23 protein-coding genes and 3 tRNA genes are annotated in these 26,587 nt (G+C 60.6%); 15 read left to right on the forward strand and 11 right to left on the reverse strand.

Annotated features, from left to right (window positions below; genetic code table 11):
• The first annotated feature begins 162 nt into the window (after positions 1-162).
• The gene (locus KO492_RS15270) at positions 163-3,606 is read left to right on the forward strand and encodes a pyruvate carboxylase (protein WP_216045732.1); all 3,444 of its coding nucleotides are present in this window, start codon (positions 163-165) and stop codon (positions 3,604-3,606) included.
• An 87-nt stretch (positions 3,607-3,693) separates the two neighbouring features.
• On the opposite strand, the gene KO492_RS15275 is transcribed toward KO492_RS15270, so the two are convergent.
• Positions 3,694-4,866, reverse strand: coding sequence for a benzoate/H(+) symporter BenE family transporter (locus KO492_RS15275; RefSeq protein WP_216045949.1), 1,173 nt, complete (start codon positions 4,864-4,866; stop codon positions 3,694-3,696).
• Positions 4,867-5,020: 154 nt separating this feature from the next.
• Here KO492_RS15275 and KO492_RS15280 point away from each other — a divergent pair, with 154 nt between their 5' ends.
• From KO492_RS15280 to hisH, 6 genes are all read left to right on the forward strand, one after another.
• A complete protein-coding gene (locus KO492_RS15280) occupies positions 5,021-5,554 on the forward strand; it encodes a helix-turn-helix domain-containing protein (RefSeq protein WP_216045733.1) in 534 nt (177 codons plus the stop codon).
• Positions 5,555-5,739: 185 nt separating this feature from the next.
• Complete coding sequence (locus KO492_RS15285) at positions 5,740-6,126, forward strand: MAPEG family protein (RefSeq protein ID WP_216045734.1); 387 nt, start codon at positions 5,740-5,742, stop codon at positions 6,124-6,126.
• A 115-nt stretch (positions 6,127-6,241) separates the two neighbouring features.
• Positions 6,242-6,316, forward strand: a tRNA-Gly gene (locus tag KO492_RS15290).
• A gap of 97 nt (positions 6,317-6,413) precedes the next feature.
• A tRNA-Gly gene (locus KO492_RS15295) sits at positions 6,414-6,488 on the forward strand.
• A gap of 259 nt (positions 6,489-6,747) precedes the next feature.
• Positions 6,748-7,335: an imidazoleglycerol-phosphate dehydratase HisB gene (hisB, locus tag KO492_RS15300; RefSeq protein ID WP_216045735.1), complete on the forward strand. Its 588-nt coding sequence runs from the start codon at positions 6,748-6,750 to the stop codon at positions 7,333-7,335.
• A 30-nt stretch (positions 7,336-7,365) separates the two neighbouring features.
• Positions 7,366-8,004: an imidazole glycerol phosphate synthase subunit HisH gene (hisH, locus tag KO492_RS15305; RefSeq protein ID WP_216045736.1), complete on the forward strand. Its 639-nt coding sequence runs from the start codon at positions 7,366-7,368 to the stop codon at positions 8,002-8,004.
• Positions 8,005-8,088: 84 nt separating this feature from the next.
• Here hisH and KO492_RS15310 read toward each other — a convergent pair whose 3' ends face one another.
• Positions 8,089-8,475 (reverse strand): DUF2147 domain-containing protein, encoded by a 387-nt coding sequence (locus KO492_RS15310; protein ID WP_216045737.1) that lies wholly within the window; start codon positions 8,473-8,475, stop codon positions 8,089-8,091.
• Positions 8,476-8,629: 154 nt separating this feature from the next.
• On the opposite strand from KO492_RS15310, the gene hisA reads away from it, so the two are divergent.
• A complete protein-coding gene (gene hisA / locus KO492_RS15315; RefSeq protein ID WP_216045738.1) occupies positions 8,630-9,352 on the forward strand; it encodes a 1-(5-phosphoribosyl)-5-[(5-phosphoribosylamino)methylideneamino]imidazole-4-carboxamide isomerase in 723 nt (240 codons plus the stop codon).
• A 27-nt stretch (positions 9,353-9,379) separates the two neighbouring features.
• On the opposite strand, the gene KO492_RS15320 is transcribed toward hisA, so the two are convergent.
• A complete protein-coding gene (locus KO492_RS15320) occupies positions 9,380-9,823 on the reverse strand; it encodes a DUF302 domain-containing protein (protein WP_216045739.1) in 444 nt (147 codons plus the stop codon).
• 205 nt (positions 9,824-10,028) lie between these two features.
• On the opposite strand from KO492_RS15320, the gene hisF reads away from it, so the two are divergent.
• Both hisF and KO492_RS15330 read left to right on the forward strand, forming a co-directional pair.
• Positions 10,029-10,826, forward strand: a complete 798-nt coding sequence (gene hisF, locus KO492_RS15325; protein WP_216045740.1) for an imidazole glycerol phosphate synthase subunit HisF — start codon at positions 10,029-10,031, stop codon at positions 10,824-10,826.
• 10 nt (positions 10,827-10,836) lie between these two features.
• Positions 10,837-11,148, forward strand: a complete 312-nt coding sequence (locus tag KO492_RS15330) for a phosphoribosyl-ATP diphosphatase (RefSeq protein ID WP_066600874.1) — start codon at positions 10,837-10,839, stop codon at positions 11,146-11,148.
• A gap of 57 nt (positions 11,149-11,205) precedes the next feature.
• Here KO492_RS15330 and KO492_RS15335 read toward each other — a convergent pair whose 3' ends face one another.
• Both KO492_RS15335 and rlmB read right to left on the reverse strand, forming a co-directional pair.
• Positions 11,206-11,637: a CoA-binding protein gene (locus KO492_RS15335; RefSeq protein ID WP_354668247.1), complete on the reverse strand. Its 432-nt coding sequence runs from the start codon at positions 11,635-11,637 to the stop codon at positions 11,206-11,208.
• Positions 11,638-11,898: 261 nt separating this feature from the next.
• Entirely contained in the window at positions 11,899-12,696 is a 798-nt protein-coding gene (rlmB, locus tag KO492_RS15340) for a 23S rRNA (guanosine(2251)-2'-O)-methyltransferase RlmB (RefSeq protein ID WP_216045741.1), read from the reverse strand.
• A 155-nt stretch (positions 12,697-12,851) separates the two neighbouring features.
• On the opposite strand from rlmB, the gene KO492_RS15345 reads away from it, so the two are divergent.
• Positions 12,852-12,935 (forward strand) — tRNA-Tyr (locus KO492_RS15345).
• A gap of 502 nt (positions 12,936-13,437) precedes the next feature.
• Here KO492_RS15345 and KO492_RS15350 read toward each other — a convergent pair.
• Positions 13,438-13,860, reverse strand: coding sequence for a hypothetical protein (locus KO492_RS15350; RefSeq protein WP_252735544.1), 423 nt, complete (start codon positions 13,858-13,860; stop codon positions 13,438-13,440).
• A gap of 115 nt (positions 13,861-13,975) precedes the next feature.
• Here KO492_RS15350 and KO492_RS15355 point away from each other — a divergent pair, with 115 nt between their 5' ends.
• The 3 genes from KO492_RS15355 (at position 13,976) to KO492_RS15365 (ending at position 20,060) form a co-directional block, all read left to right on the forward strand.
• Complete coding sequence (locus KO492_RS15355) at positions 13,976-14,980, forward strand: hypothetical protein (RefSeq protein WP_216045742.1); 1,005 nt, start codon at positions 13,976-13,978, stop codon at positions 14,978-14,980.
• A 121-nt stretch (positions 14,981-15,101) separates the two neighbouring features.
• The gene (locus tag KO492_RS15360; protein WP_216045743.1) at positions 15,102-18,038 is read left to right on the forward strand and encodes a hypothetical protein; all 2,937 of its coding nucleotides are present in this window, start codon (positions 15,102-15,104) and stop codon (positions 18,036-18,038) included.
• A 135-nt stretch (positions 18,039-18,173) separates the two neighbouring features.
• Positions 18,174-20,060 carry a monovalent cation:proton antiporter-2 (CPA2) family protein gene (locus KO492_RS15365; protein ID WP_216045744.1) on the forward strand — a complete coding sequence of 629 codons (1,887 nt, stop codon included), beginning with the start codon at positions 18,174-18,176 and terminating at the stop codon, positions 20,058-20,060.
• 24 nt (positions 20,061-20,084) lie between these two features.
• Here the strand turns inward: KO492_RS15365 and cobT are convergent, their stop codons facing one another.
• Positions 20,085-21,089, reverse strand: coding sequence for a nicotinate-nucleotide--dimethylbenzimidazole phosphoribosyltransferase (cobT, locus tag KO492_RS15370; RefSeq protein WP_216045745.1), 1,005 nt, complete (start codon positions 21,087-21,089; stop codon positions 20,085-20,087).
• Positions 21,090-21,165: 76 nt separating this feature from the next.
• Here cobT and cobS point away from each other — a divergent pair, with 76 nt between their 5' ends.
• Positions 21,166-21,918 carry an adenosylcobinamide-GDP ribazoletransferase gene (gene cobS / locus KO492_RS15375; RefSeq protein ID WP_252735545.1) on the forward strand — a complete coding sequence of 251 codons (753 nt, stop codon included), beginning with the start codon at positions 21,166-21,168 and terminating at the stop codon, positions 21,916-21,918.
• Between the two features lie 104 nt (positions 21,919-22,022).
• Here the strand turns inward: cobS and KO492_RS15380 are convergent, their stop codons facing one another.
• The 4 genes from KO492_RS15380 to KO492_RS15395 form a co-directional block, all read right to left on the reverse strand.
• Positions 22,023-22,532 carry a CarD family transcriptional regulator gene (locus tag KO492_RS15380; protein WP_066599243.1) on the reverse strand — a complete coding sequence of 170 codons (510 nt, stop codon included), beginning with the start codon at positions 22,530-22,532 and terminating at the stop codon, positions 22,023-22,025.
• A gap of 380 nt (positions 22,533-22,912) precedes the next feature.
• A complete protein-coding gene (gene fdxA, locus KO492_RS15385) occupies positions 22,913-23,251 on the reverse strand; it encodes a ferredoxin FdxA (protein ID WP_066599245.1) in 339 nt (112 codons plus the stop codon).
• Between the two features lie 51 nt (positions 23,252-23,302).
• Positions 23,303-23,683, reverse strand: a complete 381-nt coding sequence (locus tag KO492_RS15390) for an RNA-binding S4 domain-containing protein (RefSeq protein ID WP_216045746.1) — start codon at positions 23,681-23,683, stop codon at positions 23,303-23,305.
• Complete coding sequence (locus tag KO492_RS15395) at positions 23,684-26,554, reverse strand: helicase-related protein (protein WP_216045747.1); 2,871 nt, start codon at positions 26,552-26,554, stop codon at positions 23,684-23,686. It lies immediately after the preceding gene.
• Positions 26,555-26,587 lie beyond the last annotated feature (33 nt).

The raw sequence follows: 26,587 nt of genomic DNA on the forward strand, positions 1-26,587 counted from the left end.
AATCCTGCAAATTTCCCTATGTTTTCAGGGGCTGCGGCAAAAATCCTCATCCCTCGGCTTCGCCCTCCCCCGTGCCCGTGCGACACGACAGGGGAATTGGGGATTTACTGCACCGCAGAAATCACTACGCTGATTAAAAAATAGCAAGAGGGGAAGCTTGCCATGGCCGAATTTCAGAAAGTTCTGATCGCCAACCGAGGAGAAATCGCCATCCGCGTGATGCGTGCCGCCAATGAATTGGGCAAACGCACCGTCGCAATCTATGCCGAAGAGGACAAACTGTCCCTGCACCGGTTCAAGGCGGACGAAGCCTACAAGATCGGCGAAGGAATGGGGCCTGTCGCGGCCTATCTCTCTATCGAAGAAATTATCCGCGTCGCCAAACTGTCCGGCGCAGATGCGATCCACCCCGGCTATGGACTGCTTTCCGAGAACCCCGATTTCGTCGATGCCTGCGTTGAGGCGGGTATCACCTTTATCGGACCGAAAGCCAAAACCATGCGCGAGTTGGGTGACAAGGCCTCCGCTCGCAAGGTCGCGATCGAAGCGGGCGTGCCCGTCATTCCCGCCACGGAAGTTCTGGGCGATGATTTCGACCAAATTCGCGCAGAGGCAGAAAAGATCAGCTTTCCTCTGATGCTCAAGGCCTCTTGGGGCGGTGGCGGACGCGGGATGCGGCCGATTGAAAATGTCGAAGAGCTTGAAGAAAAGGTCAAGGAAGGCCGCCGCGAGGCCGAGGCCGCCTTTGGCAATGGCGAGGGCTACCTTGAGAAGATGATCATCAAGGCGCGCCACGTCGAGGTGCAGATCCTCGGTGACAGCCACGGCAATATCTACCACCTCTACGAGCGCGACTGTTCTGTGCAACGCCGCAACCAAAAGGTGGTTGAACGCGCCCCTGCTCCCTTCCTCTCCCCCGCCCAGCGCGAAGAGCTGTGCGCCTTGGGCAAGCGAATCTGTGAGCATGTGCATTACGAATGCGCCGGCACGGTCGAATTCCTGATGGATATGGAGACCGGCAGATTCTACTTCATCGAAGTGAATCCCCGCGTGCAGGTCGAACACACCGTGACCGAGGAAGTCACCGGCATCGACATTGTGCGCGCGCAAATCCTGATCGCCGAGGGCAAGAGCCTCACCGAAGCGACAGGCGTTGCCAGCCAGTATGACGTGAAACTCGACGGCCACGCGCTTCAGACCCGTGTGACGACCGAAGACCCGACCAACAATTTCATCCCCGATTATGGCCGCATCACCACCTACCGCTCGGCCACGGGCATGGGCATCCGTCTCGATGGCGGGACGGCCTATTCCGGCGCGGTGATCACGCGCTACTATGACAGTCTGCTGACCAAGGTGACCGCATGGGCGCGCACACCGGAGGCGGCGATTGCGCGAATGGATCGGGCCTTGCGCGAATTCCGGATTCGTGGCGTGTCGACCAACATTGCCTTCGTCGAGAACCTGTTGAAACATCCGGTGTTCCTGTCGAATGAATACACCACGAAGTTCATCGACACGACGCCGGAACTGTTCGATTTCAAACCGCGCCGCGACCGCGCGACCAAGCTGCTGACCTATCTCGCGGATATCACCGTGAACGGCCATCCCGAGACCCTCGGACGGGCCAAGCCCGCCGCCGATGCGCGCACGCCCGTCGCCCCCAGAACCGCGGCCCAGACCCCGCCTGTCGGCACACGTCAACTCCTGGAGGAAAAAGGGGCGCAGGCTGTTGCCGACTGGATGCGGGCGCAAAAACAGCTTTTGATCACCGACACCACCATGCGCGACGGGCACCAGTCGCTTCTGGCGACGCGTATGCGTTCCATCGACATGGTGAACGCAGCCCCCGCCTATGCGGCCAATCTGTCGGGGCTGTTCTCCGTGGAATGCTGGGGTGGCGCGACCTTTGATGTGGCATACCGGTTCTTGCAGGAATGTCCGTGGCAGCGCCTGCGCGACATTCGCGAACGTATGCCCAACATCATGACCCAGATGCTTTTGCGCGCCTCCAACGGCGTGGGCTACACCAACTATCCCGACAATGTGGTGCAGGAGTTCGTGCGGCAGGCCGCCGAGACCGGCGTCGATGTCTTCCGCGTGTTCGACAGTCTCAACTGGGTCGAGAACATGCGTGTGGCGATGGATGCGGTCATTGATTCCGGCAAGGTCTGTGAAGGCACGATCTGTTACACCGGCGACCTTCTGGACCCGACACGTCCGAAATACACGCTCGACTACTATGTCAAAATGGCCAAAGAACTTGAAGCCGCAGGTGCGCATGTTCTGGGCCTCAAGGACATGGCGGGCCTGCTGAAGCCGACACAGGCGGGGATGCTGGTCAAGGCGCTGAAAGAAGAGGTCGGCCTGCCGATCCACTTCCACACCCATGACACGTCAGGCGCCGCCATTGCGACGGTTCTGGCCGCCGCAGATGCGGGTGTCGATGCGGTGGATGCAGCGATGGATGCGCTCTCCGGCAACACCTCGCAGCCAACCTTGGGCTCGATCGTCGAAGCCCTGCGTTTCCACGAGCGCAACACCGGTCTCGACATCGGTGCGATCCGCGAAATGTCGAACTACTGGGAAGCTGTGCGCGGGCAATATGCGGCCTTCGAGGCAAGCCTTCAGGCCCCTGCCTCCGAGGTCTATCTCCACGAGATGCCCGGCGGTCAGTTCACCAACCTCAAGGCACAGGCCCGCTCTTTGGGGCTGGAAGATCGCTGGCACGAGGTCGCACAGGCCTATGCCGATGTGAACATGATGTTCGGTGACATTGTGAAGGTGACGCCAAGCTCCAAGGTCGTGGGCGACATGGCCCTGATGATGGTGTCCCAAGGGCTCACCCGCGACGAGGTTGAAGACCCCAAACATGACGTGGCCTTCCCCGACAGTGTCGTCGATATGATGCGCGGCAATCTCGGCCAGCCCCCTGGCGGCTTCCCCGACAAGATCGTCAAAAAGGTGCTGGGCAAGGAAAAACCCAATCTCGAACGTCCGGGGCTACACCTGCCGCCCGCCGATTTCGCCGCTCTGCGTGCCGAACTGGCCGAGAAATTCCCCGACGAAGACTTCGACGACGAGGATTTCAACGGCTACCTGATGTATCCGAAAGTCTTCTCCGATTACGTCACCCGCCACGAACAATACGGGCCGGTGCGCTCGCTGCCGACGAAGAATTTCTTCTACGGCATGGAAGAAGGCGAGGAAATCTCCGCCTCCATCGACCCCGGCGTGACGCTGGAAATCCGGTGTCAGGCAGTGTCCGATCCCAATGAACTGGGCGAGGTCAAAGTGTTCTTCGAGCTGAACGGCCAGCCGCGCACCGTGCGCGTGAAAGACCGCTCTGTGGCCTCCTCTGTGGTGGCCAATGCCAAGGCCGAGCTGGGCAACCCGAAACATGTCGGCGCACCGATGCCGGGCGTTGTCGCAACGGTTGCGGTGGTGTCCGGACAGGCGGTGAAGAAAGGCGATGTGCTTTTGACCATCGAGGCGATGAAGATGGAGACCTCCATCACCGCCGACCACGATGGCACGGTGAAAGCCGCCCATGTCGCCCCCGGCTCGCAGATCGACGCGAAGGATTTGCTGATCGAATTCGAATAACGCCCCTCGCGCCGCATTCGAGGCACATAGAACAGGAAAGCCCCGCCAGTCAGCGGGGCTTTTTTACAGGCAAAATCAAGTCTGTAACTATGCTTTGACGGCCGTCTTGCGCGTCAGAACCAAAGACGTCAGCCCGCCGAACAGAAGCGCCCAGACCGGCGCTCCGATGCTCATAAAGCTGATCCCCGACACCGTGGTCATAAAGGTCACAAGAGCCGCTTCGCGTTGGTCCACCTCTTTGAGCGCAGCACTCAAGCTGCCCGCAACCGTGTTCAAAAGCGCCAGCCCTGCAACCGTGACCACAAGCGCGTTCGGTGCAATCAGAAAGAGGCTGATCACTGCCGCGCCCATAAGCCCCACGATACAATAGATCACCCCCGTAACCATCGCCGCCTTCCAGCGCGTCGCGGGGTTTTCATCCGCTTCCGGCCCCGCACAGATCGCCGCCGTGATCGCAGCAAGGTTGAAGGCATAGCCGCCAAACGGCGCGAGGATCAGGGTCGCAAGCCCCGTCACCGTGATCGCGGAGGACACTGGCGGCTGATAACCCGCCGCTTTCAGCGTCACGACGCCTGGCATGTTCTGCGAAGACATGGTGACGATATAGAGCGGCAGGGCGATGCCAATCAGGGCGGAAAGCGAAAAGACGGGCATGGTGAACACCGGTTGCGCAAGCGACAGATCAAAACTCTCCCCCGTCGCAAACGCCCCTGTCAGCGCGCAAAACACAATGCCCGCCAGCAGAACGGAGGGAATGGCAAACCGCGCAAAGAAACGTCGCCCCAGAAGATAGGTCACACACATCACCGCCACCAGCGGCAGGTTGTCTTCCATCGAGGCGAAAATCCCGAGACCGAAGCGGAACAGGATGCCTGCCAGCATCGCGCTGCCAATGGCGTCGGGGATGAAACGGGATATCTTTTCGAACCATCCGGTCAGCCCTGTCAATGTCAGCAAAAGACCACAAAAAACAAAGGCTCCAATGGCTTCTCCCATAGGCACGCCTTGCAGGCTGATCACCAGAAGCGCCGCCCCCGGCGTGGACCATGCGGTGAGAATCGGCATCTTGTAGCGCAGGGTCAGAACGAGTGTCGAAAGCCCCATGCCCAGCCCCAGCACCAGCATCCAGCTGTTGGCCTCTGCCTGTGTCGCGCCCAACGTATCGATGGCCTGAAACACAATCGCAGCGCTGCTGGTATAGGCCAGAAGCACGGCGATGGCGCCGGAGACGATGTGGGAAAGTTTCAGTCCTGACATGATCTCTCCATGTATCTGCACCCTGTCTGCTTTGTGTCGGACAAGTGTCGGCGCGAGAAGGGCTTGGCGTGCGGCCATCCGTGCGCTATAACGCCCGCGACCGCTATAGCGTACGGACGCTATAACGCACAAGCGCAATTTGCGATCAGGGTGAGCGATGGAACCGGAAACTCCAAAAATCAATCTCAAGGCCATTCGCTCCGAAGCCAGACTGAGCCTCGCACAGGCGGCAGAGCGCACGGGGGTGAGCAAGGCCATGCTGGGCCAGATCGAACGCGGGGAATCCTCTCCGACGCTCATCACCCTGTGGAAACTAGCCAAGGGGTTTCACCTGCCGCTCACCGCGTTTCTCGATAGCACAGCATCCAAGCCCCCTGCTCCGGTGAGCTTTCCCGAAAGCATCGGGTTTCGCACGCTGTTCCCCTATGATCCCGCGCTCGGCTCCGAGAGCTTTCTGATCACGCTCAACCCCGGACAAACCCATGTCTCCCACCCCCATGACGCGGGCGTGGTGGAAGATATTTTCGTCACCGAAGGCACGCTGGAACTCCAGACCGACGGACCGTGGACCCGCATCCCTGCGGGCGAGGCGATCCGGTTCAAGGCCGACCAGCCGCACAGCTACCGCAATCTGACCGACGCGCCGACGCGATTCCACAACACGATGCACTATCCGCGCAGCTTGGGCTGAACCCTCCCACGCGAAACGCGCGCACCCCATCGCACACCACCCAAACCGTACAGGCAAAGACCTCTACGTCAGACGCGCAGCAACTGTGCGCCATCAGATAGTGATTTTCGAATGTGTTTCCGTTAGACCCCTCGTCAGGTCTGTCCGCACAAAGGCCTCCACCTCTCAACAACAAGATGGATACCATGACACTCACTCTGACAGCCCTCTATGCCGGTCTTGCCGGTCTGCTCTATCTCTTCCTCTCGATCCACGTCATCAAGCAACGACTCACCGTCAGACAAAGCCTCGGGGATGGCGGCGACGAAACGCTCAACCGCCGCATTCGTGCACATGGCAATTTCAACGAATATGCGCCGATCACCCTGATCCTGATTGCAGCACTTGAGTCGCAAGGGGCCTCTGCCCTGCCCGTCCACATCGCGGGCGTGGCGCTTTTGGTCTCCCGCGCGCTTCATGCCTATGGAATGCAGGGAGATGGTAAGGAATGGGGTCGCAAATACGGTATTCTCTCCACATTCGCGCTGCTTTTGCTCCTGTCTCTGGCCAATATCGGACTGGCGCTGAGCTAGGAAAAGAGTGGCTCTCACCCGCTTCTCGGGGGAAAGCGTGAAAAAAATGCGCCAAATCCAATTTTCCTCTTGCAGGTCGCGGCGGTATTTCCTATTTCACGCCTCACCCAAGGAAGCGGGCGTAGCTCAGGGGTAGAGCATAACCTTGCCAAGGTTAGGGTCGGGCGTTCGAATCGCCTCGCCCGCTCCAATTTCCTCCCAGCCGCAAGGCAAAGAGGATCGGGTATATACCTCACGATCGGCACCCACCGATCACGTAACCGAGCCGACGGACAGGCTGGACGCGAGCGGGCGTAGCTCAGGGGTAGAGCATAACCTTGCCAAGGTTAGGGTCGGGCGTTCGAATCGCCTCGCCCGCTCCAATTTCCTTCCGGATATCGAAATCTGTCGACATTTCCGGCCAGTCTGGCGGATCAAGTCAGGCGGATCAGGACTGGCGAACCAAGCCTGACGGATCGGCGGCTGGCATACCCCTTTGCCTGTCTGCCCAACCGAGCGCGCACGCCAGATCAGCCTCACAGCCCATCACCACAGAATCACAAACAGACGATGGACAGTCTGCCCATTGGCAAAGCCCCCTGCCCGCGCGTATAAGCAGCATGACGAAAAAAGGGATAGCCCATGCGCAAGGCAAGCATCACCCGCCACACGGCGGAAACCCAGATCACGGTCGACATCAACCTCGACGGGACCGGCAGCTATGACAACCAGACGGGCGTGGGATTTTTCGACCACATGCTCGACCAGTTGTCGCGTCACTCCCTGATCGACATGACCATCCGCGCCAAGGGCGACACTCATATCGACGATCACCACACGGTCGAGGACACCGGCATCGCACTGGGTCAGGCGCTGGCCCAAGCGGTTGGCGACAAAAAGGGCATCTACCGCTACGGTCACTTTGCGCTTGCGATGGATGACACACAGGTCTCCACCGCGCTCGATCTGTCGGCGCGGCCCTTCCTCGTGTGGAATGTCGATTTCCCAACCGCCAAGATCGGCACATTCGACACCGAACTGGTGCGCGAGTTTTTTCAGGCGCTCTCCACCCACGGCGGCATCACGCTGCATGTGGACAAGGTGCATGGCATCAACTCCCACCACATCGCCGAGGCGGCGTTCAAATCCGTGGCGCGTGCGCTGCGTATGGCGCTTGAGATCGACCCGCGCATGGCCGATAGCCTGCCGTCCACGAAGGGGGCGCTCTGAGCCCCTCTCATGATCCAGAAGAGATAAGACATGCTCACAGCACTCGTCGATTACGACAGCGGCAATCTGCACTCCGCCCACAAAGCTTTTGAACGCATGGCGCGCGAGACCGGCGCCGGCACCATCGTGGTCACCTCCGAACCGGATGTGGTGGCGAAAGCGGACCGGATCGTCCTGCCCGGCGACGGGGCCTTTCCCGCCTGCAAGAAACAGCTTTTCGATTACACCGGCCTGTTCGAGGCGATTTCCGAAGCGGTCACCACCAAGGGCCGCCCCTTCATGGGCATCTGTATCGGGATGCAGATGATGGCCACACGCGGTCTCGAATATGAAGACACCGCCGGTTTCGACTGGATCGGTGGCGAGGTGGTGAAGATCACCCCCTCCGATCCGGCGCTGAAAGTGCCGCATATGGGCTGGAATAACCTGCACATTTCGAACCCCCATCCGGTTCTGGACGGCGTGTCAGAGGGCGATCATGCCTATTTCGTACATTCCTACCATTTCAAGGTCACCGATCCGGCGCATCGCATCGCGCATGTGGATTATGGCGAGGAAGTCACCGCCATCGTCGCCCGCGACACCATGATCGGCTGTCAGTTCCATCCAGAAAAAAGCCAGCGGGCGGGCCTCAGGATCGTGTCGAATTTCCTGGGCTGGAAGCCGTAGGATTTCGAGTATTTTTGCCATCAGAAAGCAAAAGGGGCCCGTTTGAGGCCCCTTCTTCATATCAACTTCATATCAACGGCGCGCCTACTGCACCCGTGACCACGTCTGTCCCTTGCAGATCGGCCCGACGCAGCCTTTGACCTTCAGGCTGTTGCCCGACAGTGTCATTTTGGAATTGAAAATCTTACCCGTCGAGGGTTGCCAGATCTTGCCGTTTTTATAGGAGCCACCACCGGCGGCGGACATATCCCAGACAATCGGCTTGCCGATATTCTCGGAGGCAATCGGTCCGTTGGCGTCGAAAGCCTTGGCGATGACACCACAGATAAGTTCACCGCACGGGGCGATTTTCACATGGGCGTAGTGGCCGTCATCCACTTGTGTCTTCCAGATCCCCTCCACCGGATCAGCGGCCAGAGCGGGGCCAGCCAGTCCGAGAGCCGCCAAAGCGGCCAAAGCGAAATATTTCATTCTATATCCTCCCTGATACGCCCCTACCCTGAGCGGGATCGGCGTATTGAGGCAAGATTAACGCAGCGGCACATCGCGCTCAAAGCGGGTTTTGCATTTCCGGCGCAATCATGCCAAAGGAGGCGCGACAGTTTTACGACAGGAGCCTCGCGCCATGATCCTCTATCCCGCCATCGATTTGAAAGACGGCAATGCCGTGCGCCTCTACAAAGGCGAGATGGAACAGGCGACCGTGTTCAACGAAAACCCCGCCGCGCAGGCGCTGGAATTTGTCGAGGCGGGCTGTGAATGGCTTCATTTGGTTGATCTCAACGGCGCTTTCGCGGGCGAGCCGGTCAACGCCGCCCCTGTCGAAGAGATTCTCAAGCAATGCAAAGTCCCCGCCCAGTTGGGCGGCGGCATCCGTGACATGGCGACCATCGAGATGTGGCTTTCCAAAGGGCTGGAGCGTGTGATCCTTGGCACTGTCGCGGTGGAGAACCCCGATCTGGTGCGCGAAGCGGCCCGCGCCTTCCCCGGTCATGTGGCTGTGGGCATTGACGCACGCAAAGGCATGGTTGCCACCAAGGGCTGGGCCGAAGAAACCGATGTGACCGCCACCGATCTTGCGAAAAGTTTCGAGGATGCGGGCGTGTCGGCCATCATCTACACCGACATCAACCGCGACGGCGCGATGCAGGGGCCGAATATCGAGGAAACCGCCGCGCTGGCGCGGGCCGTGTCGATCCCCGTGATCGCCTCCGGCGGCGTGTCGTCTCTGGACGATCTGCGCAACCTCAAAACCTGCGGCGCGCCGCTCAACGGGGCCATTTCCGGCCGCGCGCTCTATGACGGGGCGATTGATCTGGCGGCGGCTTTGAAGGTGCTGCGCGACTAACCCGCAGCACCCCAAACTCTGCGGACCCTATTGCGTCGCGGCGGCAGACAGTTTGCCCAAAGCGCCCTGCATCCCCGTGACAAACGGAGCATCGGCGGCAATATCAAGATCCGACATCATTTCTGCCGGGTCTTCATAGGTCAAAAACACCTGACCGGTTTCGTCTTCATAGGCGAGCACTTTGAGCGGCAGATACAGGCCGGAGCGAATATCCGCTTCCATCGCAGGGGTGCCCAATTTCGGATTGCCGAAAATCAACACTTCGGCCGGAGACAGGTCGGACCCGATGCTGGTCGCGCCTGCTGCGTGATCAACCCGTGCAAACACCGTGGCTCCGGCATTTTTCACGGCCATTTCCAAGGCATCTATGGTCGCGGACACGGATTTGTTGCTCGGAACCTTGATCAGCTCGGACGCAAAGGCGCCTGTGGCCGTCATCGCAATGGCGCTGGCCAGAAGTAGGGATTTCATATCGGGTCTCCTCAAATTGACATCTCCCACGATACGAATGCATTTTTCGCAATATATCCAGTCACGTCTCCGCCAGACGCGGATTTCCGCCCGCTTTGAGCCTGCAGCCGTGTCACCACTCAATCGCCCGACAGGTCCCGCCCCCGATTGCATCGCAGCCGTGAGCGCAGTAGAGACAGGGGGAACGCGCATCGAAGGAGCCGACATGCTCAAAACCCGTATCATCCCCTGTCTCGACGTGGCCGATGGCCGTGTGGTCAAAGGCGTGAATTTCGTGGACCTGATCGACGCCGGTGATCCGGTCGAAAGCGCGCGGGCCTATGATGCGGCGGGGGCGGACGAGCTGTGCTTTCTCGACATCCACGCCACCCACGAGAACCGTGGCACCATGTATGATCTGGCGACCCGCACGGCAGAGCAATGTTTCATGCCGCTCACCATCGGCGGCGGGGTGCGGACAACAGATGATGTGCGCAACCTTCTGCTCGCAGGGGCCGACAAGGTTTCCTTCAACTCGGCCGCCGTGGCCGACCCCGACGTGATCGCGCGCGCCGCCGACCGGTTTGGCAGCCAGTGCATCGTCTGCGCAATCGATGCCAAGACAATTGCATGGGACGAGGACGGCACCCCGACCAAATGGGCAATCTACACCCACGGCGGGCGCAAACCCGCGCTCGACAAGGACGGGCACCCGATGGATGCGGTGGAATTTGCCAAGCTTATCGAGAGCAAAGGCGCAGGCGAGATTCTCCTGACCTCTATGGACCGCGACGGCACCCGCGCGGGGTTCAACATCGCCATGACCCGCACCATCGCGGATGCGGTGAAAATTCCGGTCATCGCGTCCGGCGGCGTCGGCACGCTCGATCATCTCGTCGAAGGCGTCACCGAAGGCCATGCCAGCGCCGTTCTCGCCGCCTCTATTTTCCATTTCGGGGATTACACCATTCAGGAAGCCAAGGACTATATGGCCTCCAAGGGTATCCCCATGCGTCTGACCTAAGGAACGCGCCATGTCTGTGCTAAACGAGCTTGAAACCGTCATCGCATCGCGCAAGGGCGCGGATCCGGAAACCTCATGGACAGCAAAACTCCTGTCCAAAGGACCGGAAAAATGCGCCGAAAAATTCGGGGAAGAGGCCGTGGAGGCGATCATCGCCGCCGTAAAGAACGACCGCGACAACCTCACCTATGAGGCCGCCGACGTGCTCTACCACATGCTCGTCATGCTGGCCGCCCGCGATGTCGCGCTTGACGATGTACTCAACGAACTGGCGCGGCGTCAGGGCCTTTCCGGCATCGCAGAGAAGGCGTCGCGGAGCTGACCTCGCGGCCTCGCGGCCTCCGGCGGCTTTCTGATGGCTTAAATACTCAAAACCCTGTCATAGCCCCAAGCGCGGGATCTCAATGGCCGGACACCGGTCCATGACCACTTCGGCCCCTTGCGCCCGCGCTAGAGCGGCGGCTTTTTCATTGACGAGATCAAGCTGCATCCAGACATATTTCAACCCTGTCAGCGTGTGCAGCGCCTCGTCCACCACAGCGCCCAGCTCTTCGGCACGGCGAAAGATATCGACCATATCGACCGGTTCGGTGATTTCCGACAAAGAGGCCACGCAGGTCGCGCCAAACAGCGTCCTCCCCGCCTGCCCCGGATTGACCGGAATCACCTTATACCCCATGGACACAAGGAAATTTCCCACCCTGTGCGAGGGGCGTTCCGGTTTGGCAGAGGCGCCCACAAGGGCGATCACTTTCGTGTCCTTGAGGATACGGGTGATGTCGGCATCGGTGAGGGTGTCTATATACATCATGACTCGAATGTAATGCATTTTGCCCAAGAAAAAAGCCCTGTCACAGTTTCTCCTGTGACGTCGCGCAACAACCGCCAAATCTTGGCGTGAGACAGAAAAAAGCCCGGGCACGCGGCCCGGGCAAAGTTATGGAACGAGGGACAGTGAGAGCAACGCGCGTGTTCCAGACTGCGCGTCTCTTCCTAAGAGATAGGGGCTTTGCGCCCATATGGAAGGGCGTGTCAGAAAAACGTGAACAGAATGTGAACCTGCCCCTTTGCCTTACCGTTTCGACGCGGCATAGAGCGCGATGGCGGCGGCGTTGGAGACATTGAGTGATCCGAAATCCCGCGCGAAGGGGATTTTGACAAGCCGGTCCACGGTTTCCTTGGTCTTTTGCCGCAGCCCCGGCCCTTCGGCCCCCATCACCAATGCGACAGGCCGGTCCGACAGATCCGCAAGGGCGGCGTCAATCGTCTCCTCCGCCTCGCCATCAAGACCGAGACAGGTGAAACCCAACTCCTGTAGCTTGGTGATTGTATCCGACAGATTGCGCACCCGCAGATAGGGCTGGCGTTCCAGCGCACCGGAGGCGGTCTTTGCCAGCGCCCCCGTCTCGGGGGCTGCGTGCCGCGCGGTGGCAATCACCGCTTCGGCCCCGAACACCTCGGCGGAGCGCAGAATCGCCCCGACGTTATGCGGGTCGGTCACCTGATCAAGCAGAACAACAGTGGGCATCCCCTCGCCTGCGGCCAGACAGACCTCCTCGACAGAGCCCCAGCTCAGCGGTTTGACCTCCAGCAGCGCGCCCTGATGGACCGAACCGGGATCAACCGGCACACCGTGGTTGCGCGGGTCGTGGAATTTGCGCGGGTCGATCTCTTCGACAGTGATTCCGGCAGCGTCGATTTCTTCGGCAAGCTTGGCCTGCGCGTTCTTCGTCACCAGAAGGCGGATTTTCTGCCGTTCCGGATTCACCAGCGCGTCACGCACCGCATGCAACCCGAAGAGCCACACGGTCTCTTGCGCGGCTTTGCGCTTGGATTGCTCTTTTTCGACGACCCATTTGGGTTTTTTCATGGCTTTACTGTCCCGGATTGAAAGGCTGACCCTTCTTGGCGCAGGCAATCTCCAAGGACAAGTCATTTTCCTGTTGACGCCCTCCCCTGCCAAATGTATCCACCCCGCACACAAACGGAAACGACTTCGGACTTAAGAGGTCAGACCGTGAAAGTGGGCGACGGGCTGCAAGGTGCGGCAGCGGACTGTAACTCCGCCGAGGAGACTCACGCCTGGTTCGATTCCAGGGTCGCCCACCACTTTCACTGAACAATCCACATCCCTAATAGAGCGACGCTCTACATCGGATGCGAGCAGTTACGCGCTCACCCAACCGAAAACTTATCCTCGGATTGAATTCATACATTGGTAAATCAGGACCAGTAGCGAATTGACGAAGTGAGCCGCCGCAGTTCATTTGAGTCCAAATCGCTCCACTCCTCTTGGCGATCCCCCCTTTGCATTTGTATAAATGTAGCGTGCGAACAGAAAAGCCGCCCCAAATAGGAGCGGCCAAACTATCGCAACAAGCCGATTACGGCGGCCAAGTGCAATCTGAACACCCCGTTTATACGGAATTTGCTACGTCGTCGCAATCATAACAAAAACCGTTTTTGCGGAGGCATTATTATGCGTGATCTTCGGTATTTGATTCATGCGGCATCAGATCTCATTCGAGGGATCTTCTATCTCGTGGCCTTGATCAACCGATTGAAATAATGAATTGGGCCGGAATAATCCGGCCCAACCCACTCATACCCCCTACTGAATCTCCACCGCCTTGCGCTCGTAATGGGCCTGTTCCGACGTGCCGTCATCAAAGGTCACGTTGAGGTCGATGGTCTCGACACTCCGGGCGGGAAAGCTGACGAGAATCGCATCGAGGGTTTCGGCCTTGAGCGCATTGGGTTGGGCTGTGTCGAGATAGCAGGGTTCCATCTGGAACGGTGTCATCTCGCCGCCATTCACCGAATAGAACACCTCGGTCAAACCGCAGCGCCAGCTCAGGAGGTTGGTGAAATACAACAGGTCCTGCCCTTCGTAATTGCGCACGGCAATCCATTGCGCCTTGGTCGCTTGCAGGATCGGTTTGACCTCGGCGGCGGTGGTGAAGTTCTCGGCGCCGGCCCCTGCGGCGGTCATACAGAAGGCCGCGGCCAGAACAGTGTGTGAAGTTTTACGCATCTTGCAAACAATCCTTTTAACTACATGAGAATTAGAGCCTTTAGATCAACGATAAGCCGCCCTATAGTGCCCGTATCGAACCACGGATTTTCATTGTCAGTCAGAGTTCCTATCCATGTCCAGTAAGCCGCAAAATCGTGTTCCGTTCAACATTGTCGTCATCGGACAGGACGGGCGGCTCATGTATGAGGCGCTTTTGTTCGCCGCTTCGCTACGCGCTATGGACCCCGACTTCAAAGGCCGGCTGTTCATTGCAGAGCCGCAACCCGGCGAGAAATGGGACAATGACCCGCGCATGAAACACGCGGATGTGCTCGCGGCCTTCAAACGGCTGGATGCGGAAATCCTGCCTTTCGAGAGCCGCCATTTCGGCCAGAGCTACCCCTATGGCAACAAGATCGAAGCCCTGCTGGCCCTGCCCGAAGGCGAGCCGTTCGTGTTTTTCGACAGCGATACGTTGATCACCGGCCCGCTCTCCTCTGTGCCCTTCGATTTCTCCCGCCCCTGTGCCTCACTCAAGGTTGAGGGCACATGGCCGCAGATCGAGCTTTACGGGCCGGGCTACACAGACATCTGGAAATCGCTTTACGACCGCTTCGGGCTGGACTTCGAAAGCACGCTCGACCTCGGCCAGCCGGACGAATACTGGAAACGCTACCTCTATTTCAACGCGGGGTTCTTTTTCTACGAATGTCCGCGCAAGTTCGGCGAACGCTTCCTCGAATACGCGCTGGAGATTCGCGACAACCCACCCGAGGCCGCCAGCCTTCAGGTGTTCGACCCGTGGCTTGATCAGGTTGCCCTGCCGCTGGTGATCCATTCCTTCGGCGGCGCGCGGCGCACCATTCCCGAGGACACGCTCGATGGTGCGATCTCCTGCCATTACCGGACCTTCCCGCTACTGTTTGCCCGTGAAAGCGATCATGTGGTCAAGGTCTTGCGCGATGTCTCCGCCCCGAACTGGATCAAGAAGGCGCTCAAGACATATGAGCCGATCAAGCGGCTGGTCTATCAGCCCAAGGGTGAGAAAATCCGCGCCATGTTCGACCGCGACCACCTGCCGCGACGGGAACAAATGATCCGCAACAGGATCAAGAAAGCCGGAATGTGGATGCGGTGACCCGGCAAGGTTCCGCCATCCCCCCGAACATCTTGGCGCAGTTGCCCGGTTTCACTTTGCATGGTCCGAAAGCTGCGCTAGGGTGCGCCCCATACCTAAAAGATCGAGCCAGCGCACGGAAATGAAACCGAATTTTGCCCTCAACCTCAGCCATGACGGCATCGTTTTATTGCACCGCGCATCCAGCGGCTGGCACCATATGGGCGAAGTGGCTCTGGATGCCCCCGATATGGCGGGCGAACTGGCGGAGTTGCGCGCACTGGCCACATCCGTGTCCTCCGCAGGTCTTGCCAGCAAACTGGTCATTCCGAACAGCCAGATTCTCTACCGCACCCTGCCCGATCCGGGGCCGGAGGCGCGTGACGCCGCGATCCGTGCCGAGCTGGACGGGGCCACGCCCTACACGCTCGACGAGTTGGTCTGGGACAGCACCGTTCATGACGGACAGTTGCAAATTGCTGTGGTGGCCCGCGAGACGCTCGAAGAGGCGGAGAGTTTTGCCACGGAGCATCGGTTCAATCCGGTTTCCTTCGTCGCCCTGCCCGATGCAGGCACTTTTGAGGGCGAGCCGTTTTTCGGGCGCTGTCAAAGTGCCGATGGGCTGATCGGCCCCGACACACGGATCGAGCCGGACGACGAGGCCATCCGCATCCTGCCCAAACGCCGCCTACCGCCACCTCCCGCCGATCTGCCTGTCGCGCCTCCGGTTGCGGGTATTGCGGTTGACGAGGCCGAGATTGCGGTTGAGGCCGACGACACCGCGCCTGTGGTGGAGGACGTCCCCGAAGCGCCGGAACTGCCTTTTGACGCGCCTGAAGGCGATGCTCAGGAAGACGACACTCAAGCGTCTGTCGAGGTAGAAGCTCCTGCGGCCAAGACGCTTGAAGCGGATATGATTGAGGCGACCGTCGATGCCCCCTCGGATGAGGCAAGCGAAGTCGCGGTGGAAACGCCCGCCGCGCCCACGGACAATGCCCAGCCCGACGTGGAGCAGCCCTCCGAAGCTCAGCCCACCAAAGACCAGCCTGACGCGCAAAGCGCACCGGAGGATGAGGCAGACACGGCAGAAGCCGAACGCCCGCTGCCACCGCTCCGCCTCTCCACGCAGGTCGCAGCCCCGCAGGTCGCCGCTCCGAAACGGCTGGGACCGGCCACGCAGGACATTCCGGATAGCGTTCCGCCGAAAAAGCCAGTCCAAAGCCATCCTGTCCAAAGCCATCCCCATGTGGCCGTGACTTCCGGCGATGTGCCGGTGGACGATCCCGTAGAGCCGCCCAAGCCGAAGGCCCCGCGCCCCGGAAAATCCGCGCCTTTGCCGGAACCGCCGCCCATGCCCGCGCCCACACCGGCGCCGAAGGTGGCGGCAAAACCCGTCTCGCAGAAAGCCCCCATAGCCAAGAGTGCGGCCAAAACTGCCGCCAAAGGCGCCGCCCTCGGGGCGCTCAAAACCCTGTCCGGCCTTGCGCCAACGGGCAAGAAAACCGCAGATACAGCACCCCAATCCGCCGAGGTGGCTTCGAAAATCTCGGTGAACAAGGTCACCGAAGACCCAGAGCCGCAAACTGTGGCGGATCATGGTGTCGCCGGTGACGAGATCGCGCCACTGTCGGATCGCGCCGCCGGACTGGACCGTGTCGAAAACACACGCGACGAGGCCGAGGCCCTGACTGTCTTTGGCGCACGTCGTCGCACCCGCGCAGAGCGGCAATCCCCGCGCCGCATGGGGCTGATCCTCACCGTTGCGCTGGTGCTGGCACTGCTGCTTGTGGGCGTGATCGCGGGGATGTTGCCCGACGAGGACAGCACGGCAGACGCACCCGCGCAACACAGCAGCACGCTTGAGCAGGATCCCTCTGCCGATGAAGCCACCCCTGCTCAGGACGCGCCCGCCCTGCCCGCGCAGACATCCCTCGAAGAGGCTCCCGACGCGCTTGCAGACGGGCCCGCACCGGATGAAGAACCGGAACTGACGCCGGAGCTTCTGGAGCAAGCGGCCCTGCCCGAGCCGCCCGGCTCGCAAGAGGCCGCCGCCGAACTGGATATGGAGGCCCTGAGAGCCGAATATGCCGCCACAGGCATCTGGCCGCTGGCTCCTGAAAACGGCACCGGCGAGACCGCCGAAGACGATCTGAACGCGCTCTACACGGCCTCAATTGATCCGAACATCGCCTCTCAGGACGCAGGCGGCCTGCCCGATCCGGCGCGTCATATCGGCGAGACCGCCCCGCGCGCGCCCCTGCCGCCCGCACCGCCGGGAACGCGGTATGATTACGACGAAAACGGCTTTATCCGTGCCACGCCCGAAGGCACTGTGACTCCCGATGGCGCGGTGGTTTATGCCGGTCGTCCTGACGTCATTCCACAGCCGCGTCCCGGCAGCGCCGTCAACGAAGCGGTTGAGGCCGCTTTGTCGCCAGCCGCCGTGGACGAGAACGACCCCGCGCGTCTCGCGCTGGCAGGGTTCCAGCCCAAGCTGCGGCCAGACAGCCTTGTGGAGAACACCGAGAAAGCCAATCTGAGCGGCATGACCCGTGCAGAGCTTGGCCGCATCCAGCCCAAGCTGCGTCCGGCCTCGGCACAGGAACTGGCTGAAGAAGACGCGCGCAACAGCGGGGCCGAAGAGCAACCACGCACCGCGCCTGTCGTGACCGTGTCGCTCATTCCGAAGCCCCGCCCGCAAAACTTCGACAAGCTCGCCGCTGCCGCCCGCGCCGCCGAAGCCGCAGCAGCTGCGGCCGCAGATGCCGGCACCACACGCACCTCGTCTGCCGCACAGGTCACGGCGCGGGTGCCCGACAGCCCCTTGCCGAAATCCGATCCGGCCAATGTGGCCCGCGCCGCAACGGTGCAAAACGCGATCAACCTGCGCAAGATCAACCTGATCGGGGTCTATGGCTCGAACTCCGACCGGCGCGCCCTTGTGCGCCTGCCTTCGGGACGGTTCGCAAAGGTTCAAGTGGGCGACAAGCTGGACGGTGGGCGCGTGCAATCCATTGCCTCCGACAGCCTCACCTATATCAAGGGCAACCGCTCTCATACGCTTGAGATCGAGGGCTAGCCCCTGTTTTTCTGCGGGCGGGGCGAATGCCCTTGCCCGCGCGATATTCTATAAATATTTACCTTCCGATCACGAAAGCTGACATATAGTGCACCCGTGACCTGAAGATCACCAAAACATATAAGGACCTCCCCCATGCAAGGCCTTCTGGCCCAAGCCGTTATCTATCTCGCCGCTATGGTTGTCGCTGTTCCTCTGGCCCGCCGTTTGGGTCTTGGCTCCGTGTTGGGCTATCTCATCGCGGGGATGGTGATCGGGCCGGTGCTCGGTCTGGTGCAACATAACGAGAGCGAGGATCTGCTGCATTTTGCCGAGTTCGGCGTGGTAATGATGCTGTTTTTGATCGGGCTTGAACTGGACCCGCGCGGCCTGTGGGAAATGCGGCACAAACTCTTGGGCATGGGCGGGCTACAAGTCCTCGTCACAACCTCCGTCATTGCAGGTGCTGCGGTCTGGTTCGGGCAAAGCTGGCAGACGGGGCTGGCCCTTGGCATGATCCTGTCGCTGTCCTCCACCGCCGTGGTGCTACAAACCCTGTCGGAGAAGAACCTCATTCATACCGGCGGGGGACGTGCGGCCTTTTCCGTGCTTTTGACACAGGACATCGCCGTGATTCCGATGCTGGCGCTGATGCCGCTTCTGGCGACCGGATCGCGCCTGTCGATCAATCCCGACGGCTCGATCAGCCGCGCCACGGATGCCGCCCATGCTGCCGATCACGGCGCTTCGCTTGTGGCGGGGCTGCCCGGCTGGGGGGTCACGCTGGTGACTCTGGGCGCGGTGGCCGCGATCATCCTTGCCGGTGTGTTTCTCACCCGTCCGGTGTTTCGCTACATCCACTCCGCCAACCTGCGCGAGATTTACACCGCTGTCGCCCTTCTGATCGTCATTGGCATCGCCTTGCTCATGACGGCGGTCGGTCTCTCTCCGGCTCTGGGCACCTTTCTTGCAGGCGTCGTTCTGGCCAACTCCGAGTTCCGCCACGAATTGGAAAGCTCCATCGAGCCGTTCAAAGGACTGCTCTTGGGGCTGTTCTTCATTGCCGTGGGCGCAGGGGTCAATTTCACCGTGCTGTTCCGCGACCCCGTCACGATCATCGGCCTGACCGTCATGCTCATGCTCACCAAAGGGCTGATCCTCTATGGCATCGGGCGGGTGTTCAAGCTGCACACACGCGGGCAATGGTTGTTCACCCTGTCTCTGGCGCAGGCGGGCGAATTCGGCATGGTGCTGACAACCTTCTCCCTGCAACAAGGCGTTCTGGCCCCCTACATGGGCGAACGGGTGCTGTTGATCATCGCGCTTTCCCTGCTCTTCACGCCACTGTTCTTCATCTTGCAGGACTATCTGCGCACGAAACTCTCCGAGCGCTCCGAGGAGGCCCCCGCCGATGACATTGACGATCAGCAGGAGATCATTATCGCGGGGATCGGGCGCTTCGGTCAGGTGGTCAACCGGCTGGTGCAGGCCTCCGGCTTTCACACCACCGTTCTGGATAACAACCTGAAAACCATCCAGCTCATGCGCAAATTCGGCTTCAAGGGGTTCTTTGGCGATCCCACACGGCCGGAATTGCTCCACGCCGCTGGGATCGACACAGCCCGCGTTCTGGTCATCACCCTCGACGATCCGAAAGCGGCCACCCAACTGGTGCGCTACGCACGCAGCATCCGGCCCGATCTGTTCATCATCGTGCGCGCCCGCGACCGCATCCATGTCTATGAACTGTTCAAAGCAGGCGCCGACAAGATCGTGCGCGAATTGTTCGACAGTTCGCTGCGTGCGGGCCGGTATGTGTTGGAGGAAATGGGCTTTTCCGAATATGACGCCGCCGTCACCGAACAGGCCTATTTCCAGCATGACCGCGAGGCGCTGCGCTCTCTGGCCGAGCTTTGGGATCCGAACACGCCGGTGTCCGAGAACGCCGAATATGTGGCACGTTCACAGGCGCTCGACAAAGCCTTCGAGGCGGCCCTGCTCACTGAACTGGAACGCAAACGACAGGAGAATGACGCGGCCTGAGCCGCGTCCTCTGCATCCGCGCCACTATGTGACGGAGACGCCCGCTTCGGCAAATGTCGCCATGCCGGAGAGACATTCCACCGCCGCCTTGACCAGCGGGATCACCAGACCTGCGCCCGACCCTTCGCCAAGACGCAGACCCATCGCCACCAAAGGCTCCTTGCCCAATTCCGCCAGCACAGCGCCATGGGCAGCCTCAGCCGAGACATGCCCCGCAAGGCAATGATCCAATGCGCCGGACACGGTTTTCTCAAGCACCGCCGCCGCCGCGCAACAGATAAACCCGTCCAGCACCACCGGAATACGCAGATGCCGCGCCCGCGCAATCGCACCGGCCATCGCCGCCACTTCGCGCCCGCCCAGTGCGGCCAGAATCTCCAGCGGGGATTTTCCGGCGTGCAAAGCAACACCGGCGGCACAGACCTCTTCCTTGATCTTCAGCCCCGCATCATCAACCCCCGTGCCGCGCCCGACCCAATCAGACGCCGCGCCGCCGAACAGCGCATTGGCAAGCGCCGCTGCGGAGGTGGTGTTGCCGATTCCCATTTCGCCGACCACAAGCAAATCCGATTGCGGATCCACCGCTTCCCAACCGACCATGAGCGCCGCGACACATTCCGCCTCGCTCATCGCGGGCGCTTGGGTGAAATCTGCGGTCGGGCGCTCCAGTTCGATCGGATGCACCGACATCACCGCACCGGCATTGCGGGCCAGTTGGTTGATCGCCGCCCCGCCATGCTCGAAATTCGCCACCATCTGCACCGTGACCTCCACGGGAAAGGCCGAAACACCGCGCGCTGTGATCCCGTGATTGCCTGCAAAAATCGCCACTTGCGGGCGGGTGATCCGTGGCCGTCCCTCGCCGCGCCAGCTTGCATACCAGATGCCGATCTCTTCGAGACGCCCCAACGAACCCGCAGGCTTGGTCAACTGCGCATTGCGCGCCAGCGCCGCCTCTCTCGCGGCATCGTCCGGACCGGGAGCCTGTTTCAGAAGCAGTTCAAAGCTGGCAAGATCGGAAAAAGTCACGTCAGGGTCTCCCTCATTGTATTTCAACGAGAAGGGTTTTATCCCGAGTTCACCGCCAAGGACAGGAGCGATTGAGATGACCACAGCATTCCGCCCACAACCCTCCGATATGGTCACGGCACTGGCGCTTTTGACCCGCATTCCGGTTCGCGCCACATTCACACGCAGCGCCGAATCCGCTTGGGCCTTCCCTCTTGCCGGTCTTGCCGTGGGCGTGATCGCCGGAGCCGTCGCCACCATCGCAGGCTGGCTCACCTTGGGCGCGGGCCTGACCGCAGGGTTCACCCTCGCCGCTCTGGTCATTGCCACAGGGGCCATGCACGAGGACGGGCTGGCGGATTGTGCCGACGGGTTCTGGGGCGGGTTCGAGCGCACGCGCCGCCTTGAGATCATGCGCGACAGCCGCATCGGTGCCTATGGTGTGCTGGCCCTGATTCTCGGGCTATTGCTGCGCTTCACCGCGCTCTCCACACTGGCCCATGAAGATGTGATCGTCACAACCGTCATCGCCGCCGCCCTGCTCTCGCGCGCAACCATCCCCTATGTCATGACGCTTCTGCCCCATGCCCGCCGCGACGGGCTCTCGGTGCAGACCGGTCGCCCGCCCCGCGCAGCGGCCAGCCTTGGCGCGGCCATCGCGCTTGCGCTGTCATGGCTGGTGGTCGGGTTTGTGCCCACCGTGGTCGCGGCCTCTGCCGTCACCGCCACCGCATTTTGCGCCGCACGGATCGCACGGGCCAAGATCGGCGGCCAGACAGGCGATGTTCTGGGCGCAACCCAGATGCTCAGCGAAATCGCGGCCCTCACGGTCTTTTCCGCCTTCGCATAACCTCCCCGCGCTGCAAGCAAACACGGAAAAACCGCCGAAGAGGTCTCCCTCCCGGCGGTTTCCTTTGTGCTGGAAATACTCATTCCAGCCGGATTATGCTGCGCTCAGGCCGCGCGGCTGACCAGAACTTCGCTGACTTTCTTCTGTGCATCGGCCTCGTCGGAGCCGGAGACAGCCGCCACTTCGCGGGTCAGACGATCAAGTGCCGCTTCGTAAAGCTGGCGCTCGGAATAGCTCTGTTCGCGCTGGTCATCCGTGCGGTGCAAGTCGCGCACAACTTCGGCAATGGCGATCAGGTCGCCGGAGTTGATCTTTTGCTCATACTCCTGCGCACGGCGCGACCACATGGCACGTTTGACCTTGGCCTTGCCTTTCAGGGTCTTCATCGCATCCTGAATCAGCTCGGGCGAGGACAGCGAGCGCAGGCCGGATTCGACCGCTTTATTGGTCGGAACGCGCAGCGTCATCTTGTCCTTTTCAAAGGCGATGACAAAAAGTTCGAGGGACATGCCCGCGATTTCCTGTTCTTCGATCGACATGATCTGACCGACACCATGTGCCGGATAAACAACGTAATCGTTGGGGCGGAATTCAGATTTCTTGGTCTTGCTCATTTGCAGGTTTTTTCCTCAGACGGGACCGTTTCCACCACGCCCGTTCAAATCATTCGCGCATAATTCAGGTCGAGACGTGCAGACACACACAAAAGTCTGCTAACATCGATCATAGCCGAGACGACCCTGATCCCTGAACGAGGCGCGAAAAACTCAATCCCCTTCAAGCTGTGCTTTGGGGGTTGAGGTTGATATGTCCTGACGTGGTTCAAAGAACATACCACAAAAAACACCCCGAAGAAAGCACAGCGGGCGGACCGGCCCTCTATCTTCTTGTTTTCAGGGGCTTACACCGGATTTCCCCCGAAAGGCGAGGTTTTCAGACTCAAAAGGCCCCCGAAAGGGAGCCTTGAGCAGCGAATCAATCGCGGAGAAACGGGTCAGGAGCCTTCGCCCGGCGCTTCGGAGAAATATTTCTCCAGCTTGCCCGACTCACCGTCACGCTCTTCGTAGCCCGGCATCGGGTCTTTCTTTTCGAGGATCACGGGCCAGACTTCCGCATATTTGCGGTTCAACTCGACCCACTTCTCCATATCCGGTTCCGTATCGGGCCGGATCGCATCTGCGGGGCATTCCGGTTCGCAAACGCCGCAATCGATACATTCATCGGGATGAATGACGAGCATGTTCTCGCCCTCGTAGAAACAGTCCACGGGGCAGACTTCGACACAGTCAGTGTATTTGCAGGCGATGCAGTTATCTAAAACGACATAAGTCATTGCGGCTATCCACTTTGCTCTCTTGCGCCCTAGCTAGCCGCAAGTGCCGGATCATTCAAGCATGTCTGCACGGGAAAGGAGGCCGGTGCGACGATCTTTCTTTGTCGGACGCCCTTTTCCCTCGAAACGCGGCGATGGTGGAACACGGTCCTCTTTCGCCACCTCCGGCGTCAGATCCGCATAGAGCATCTGCGCCTCGGGGGCCGGTCCACGCCGTGTGCCACAGGCCTCGATCTTCACAATGCGAATCTGTCGACCCTGCGCAAAGGTCAGAACATCGCCCGCGCCCACGGCTGTTGCGGCTTTCGAGACCTTGTTGGAATTGACCCGCACATGGCCTCCCGTGACCTGTTTTGAGGCAAGGCCACGGGTTTTGAAAAAGCGGGCATACCAAAGCCACTTGTCGAGGCGAATGGTCTCCCGCTTCTCCATTTACTTCTTGTCCTTGAGCCCCATGAGCGCCGCAGCGAAGGGGTTATCGGGATCAATCGGCTTCTCTTTGCGCGGCGGGCGTGCGGAGAAGGTCTTGGGCTGGTTGTCACCCTTGCCGCCATCGCGACGGGGTTTGCCACCTTTTTTGCCCTGCGGCTTGCCGCCCTTCTTGCCCTGCGGACGGTCGCCACCTTCGCGGCGCGGGCCACGACCGGCGTTGCGATTGCCGCCACGGTTGCCACCCCAAGTGAAGGTGTAGAACACTTCCATCTCGGTTTCGGGCAGACCCGCATCCGCCGCCACACCTTCGGGTGTTTCGGTGTCTGCGAATTGTGTGGCTTCGTCCTCGGCAGGAGCCGGTTCCGCGATTTCGGCAGACGGCGCTTCGCCCTCGTCGGGAATCTCTGCGGCCACACCGGAGAGGTCCGCCGGAGCGTCCTCGGAGGTCTCGGCCGGAGCGGCTTCCGCTTCGATCACCTGATCGACGGCTTTCACCTTCACACGTTCGCCTTTTTCGGCCTTGTAGCCCAGACCACCCATCAGATCGGCAAATTGCTCAAGCGTCATGCCGGTGATCGAGAGCATATCCGGATTGGCTTCAAAACCGCCACGGCTGTCCTGACTGCGCAGAAGGTCAGCGAGACGTTCCAGCATGTCGATCCGAATCGCGCGCTGGCCGGAGAGGCGGTAGCCCGACATCGGATAATAGCCGTCCGGCGCATCCGCCACGGCAGGGATTGTCACCAGTCCCGGCGGCGGGCTGTCGGGGAAGACATCGAATTTCGCGTTCAGCGCCCAGAGCAACAGACGCAGGCGCGTCGGAGCCGGTTTGAGCAGAAGCGGCATGAAGATCGTGTATTGTCCGAACCGCACCCCGTGTTTGCGCAGCGCGCCACGGGCGTCCTGATCCAGTTCCTTGACCTCTTGTGCCACGGCCTCGCGCGGGATCACGCCGAGGTTTTCGACCAGACGGAAGGCAAAACCGCGCGCCAGCCCTGTGAGGGTCTCGTCGCGGGACATGTTCAGAAGCGGCTCGAAGAGCGTCGCAATCTTGCGGTCGATGAAATGTTGCAACCGGCGCTGGACTTTCTCCGCGACATCTTGCGCAACACCATCATCGACGAAGGCCACGGCACGCGGTTTGAGCGCATCATCGCCCGCAACCAGCTTGCCCACGGCATGTTCGCCCCACATCAGGCCACCTTGTTCGGTGAAATCCATTTCCGTGTCCGGCGCGTTATAGAACCGGTCCGCCCGCAGGCTGAACTCCGGCGCCAGAGCGGCCATCGCTGCTTGCGCAAGCGTCTTGGCCTCATCCGGCGTTGCCGCCTTGTCCTGCTGGAAACGGAAACCCTCAAGACGGCCGACGAATTCGCCCTCGACCGTCACTTCACCCTTGTCGTTCACTTCGGCCACAAGGCCCTCCTTTTGCTTGAGCCGCCGAAGGAGCACACTCGTCCGCCGGTCCACAAATCTTTGCGTCAGTGCCCCATGGAGCGCATCTGACAATCGGTCTTCTACAGCGCGGGTCGCGCCGCGCCAATGGCTTTCGTCATCGACCCAGTTTTCACGCTGCGCAACATAGGTCCAAGTGCGAATATAGGCGAGTCTTTTAGATAGAGTGTCAATGTTCCCCTCTATCCGGTCAATGCGTTTGATCTGTTCGGCCATCCAATCGTCCGGAACCCGCCCATATTCGTGCAAAAACTCGTAAATCCGCTCCAGAAGTGAGGTGTGTTCCCCGTGGCTGATTCCCCGAAAATCGGGAATGCGACACACGTCCCACAGCAACCGCACGTCTTTCGTGCCGCGCAGGCGCGGGCGCACGGTTCTCAGATCCGCCAGCGTCTTGAGCGATTTGAGGTCATCCGCCTCGCGGGCCTTCACCAGAGAGGGATCATTCGGCGCGACCTCCAAAGAGGCGATGAGCCGGTCCACCGTGCCAAATTCAAGCCGCCCGTTGCGCCAGTTGAGTTTCTTTTGCGGGGTGAAGCGATGCTCCTCGATGGCTTCGATCACCTCCGCGTCAAAAGGCTCCGCCTCTCCCGTCACGCCAAAGGTGCCGTCGGTCTGGTAGCGCCCTGCCCGCCCCGCGATCTGCGCCAGCTCGTTAGGCATCAAGGGCCGCATCCGACGCCCGTCGAATTTCACCGTCGAGGAAAAGGCGACATGGGTGACGTCGAGATTGAGCCCCATGCCAATCGCGTCCGTGGCTACGAGGTAATCCACATCGCCGTTTTGATACATCTCCACCTGCGCGTTGCGTGTGCGCGGGGACAAAGCCCCCATGACCACCGCCGCCCCGCCCTTCTGACGGCGCAGCAGCTCCGCGATGGCATAGACATCATCAACAGAAAACCCGACAATCGCGGCGCGTGCGGGCATCCGACTTATCTTTTTCGAACCTCCGTAGGTCAGACGCGAAAACCGGTCGCGGTGCATGAATTGCGCCTTGGGCACCAGTGTCGCGATCACCGAACGCATCGAATCAGAGCCCATGAACAGTGTCTCATGGGTGCCGCGGGCATTCAGAAGCCGGTCGGTAAAGACATGGCCGCGCTCCGGATCGGCGCAGAGCTGGATTTCGTCAATGGCGAGAAAATCCGACCCCATCCCCGTGGGCATGGCCTCGACCGTGCAGACCCAATATTGCGCGCGCGGCGGCACGATACGTTCCTCACCGGTCACCAGCGCCACAACAGACGGCCCGCGTGCGGCCACGATCCGGTCATAGACCTCACGCGCCAGAAGCCGCAACGGCAGGCCGATGACGCCTGTGCGATAGGACAGCATCCGTTCGATTGCGTAATGGGTTTTGCCTGTGTTCGTGGGGCCGAGCACTGCCGTGATCCGACCGGTCATGCCCGTCATTGGCTTCGCCTTTTCGTCTTTGATCCGAGTCGT

Origin of the sequence: Celeribacter halophilus, assembly GCF_018860305.1 — a bacterium.
Classification (GTDB): Bacteria; Pseudomonadota; Alphaproteobacteria; order Rhodobacterales; family Rhodobacteraceae; genus Celeribacter; species Celeribacter halophilus_A.

Bases quoted from the DNA above. Each gene is read 5' to 3' on its own strand.
- KO492_RS15270 (WP_216045732.1), top strand. From the start codon at position 163: ATGGCCGAATTTCAGAAAGTTCTGATCGCCAACCGAGGAGAAATCGCC.
- KO492_RS15280 (WP_216045733.1), top strand. From the start codon at position 5,021: ATGGAACCGGAAACTCCAAAAATCAATCTCAAGGCCATTCGCTCCGAA.
- KO492_RS15285 (WP_216045734.1), top strand. From the start codon at position 5,740: ATGACACTCACTCTGACAGCCCTCTATGCCGGTCTTGCCGGTCTGCTC.
- hisB (WP_216045735.1), top strand. From the start codon at position 6,748: ATGCGCAAGGCAAGCATCACCCGCCACACGGCGGAAACCCAGATCACG.
- hisH (WP_216045736.1), top strand. From the start codon at position 7,366: ATGCTCACAGCACTCGTCGATTACGACAGCGGCAATCTGCACTCCGCC.
- KO492_RS15310 (WP_216045737.1), bottom strand. From the start codon at position 8,475: ATGAAATATTTCGCTTTGGCCGCTTTGGCGGCTCTCGGACTGGCTGGC.
- hisA (WP_216045738.1), top strand. From the start codon at position 8,630: ATGATCCTCTATCCCGCCATCGATTTGAAAGACGGCAATGCCGTGCGC.
- KO492_RS15320 (WP_216045739.1), bottom strand. From the start codon at position 9,823: ATGAAATCCCTACTTCTGGCCAGCGCCATTGCGATGACGGCCACAGGC.
- hisF (WP_216045740.1), top strand. From the start codon at position 10,029: ATGCTCAAAACCCGTATCATCCCCTGTCTCGACGTGGCCGATGGCCGT.
- KO492_RS15330 (WP_066600874.1), top strand. From the start codon at position 10,837: ATGTCTGTGCTAAACGAGCTTGAAACCGTCATCGCATCGCGCAAGGGC.
- KO492_RS15335 (WP_354668247.1), bottom strand. From the start codon at position 11,637: ATGATGTATATAGACACCCTCACCGATGCCGACATCACCCGTATCCTC.
- rlmB (WP_216045741.1), bottom strand. From the start codon at position 12,696: ATGAAAAAACCCAAATGGGTCGTCGAAAAAGAGCAATCCAAGCGCAAA.
- KO492_RS15350 (WP_252735544.1), bottom strand. From the start codon at position 13,860: ATGCGTAAAACTTCACACACTGTTCTGGCCGCGGCCTTCTGTATGACC.
- KO492_RS15355 (WP_216045742.1), top strand. From the start codon at position 13,976: ATGTCCAGTAAGCCGCAAAATCGTGTTCCGTTCAACATTGTCGTCATC.
- KO492_RS15360 (WP_216045743.1), top strand. From the start codon at position 15,102: ATGAAACCGAATTTTGCCCTCAACCTCAGCCATGACGGCATCGTTTTA.
- KO492_RS15365 (WP_216045744.1), top strand. From the start codon at position 18,174: ATGCAAGGCCTTCTGGCCCAAGCCGTTATCTATCTCGCCGCTATGGTT.
- cobS (WP_252735545.1), top strand. From the start codon at position 21,166: ATGACCACAGCATTCCGCCCACAACCCTCCGATATGGTCACGGCACTG.
- KO492_RS15380 (WP_066599243.1), bottom strand. From the start codon at position 22,532: ATGAGCAAGACCAAGAAATCTGAATTCCGCCCCAACGATTACGTTGTT.
- fdxA (WP_066599245.1), bottom strand. From the start codon at position 23,251: ATGACTTATGTCGTTTTAGATAACTGCATCGCCTGCAAATACACTGAC.
- KO492_RS15390 (WP_216045746.1), bottom strand. From the start codon at position 23,683: ATGGAGAAGCGGGAGACCATTCGCCTCGACAAGTGGCTTTGGTATGCC.
- KO492_RS15395 (WP_216045747.1), bottom strand. From the start codon at position 26,554: ATGACGGGCATGACCGGTCGGATCACGGCAGTGCTCGGCCCCACGAAC.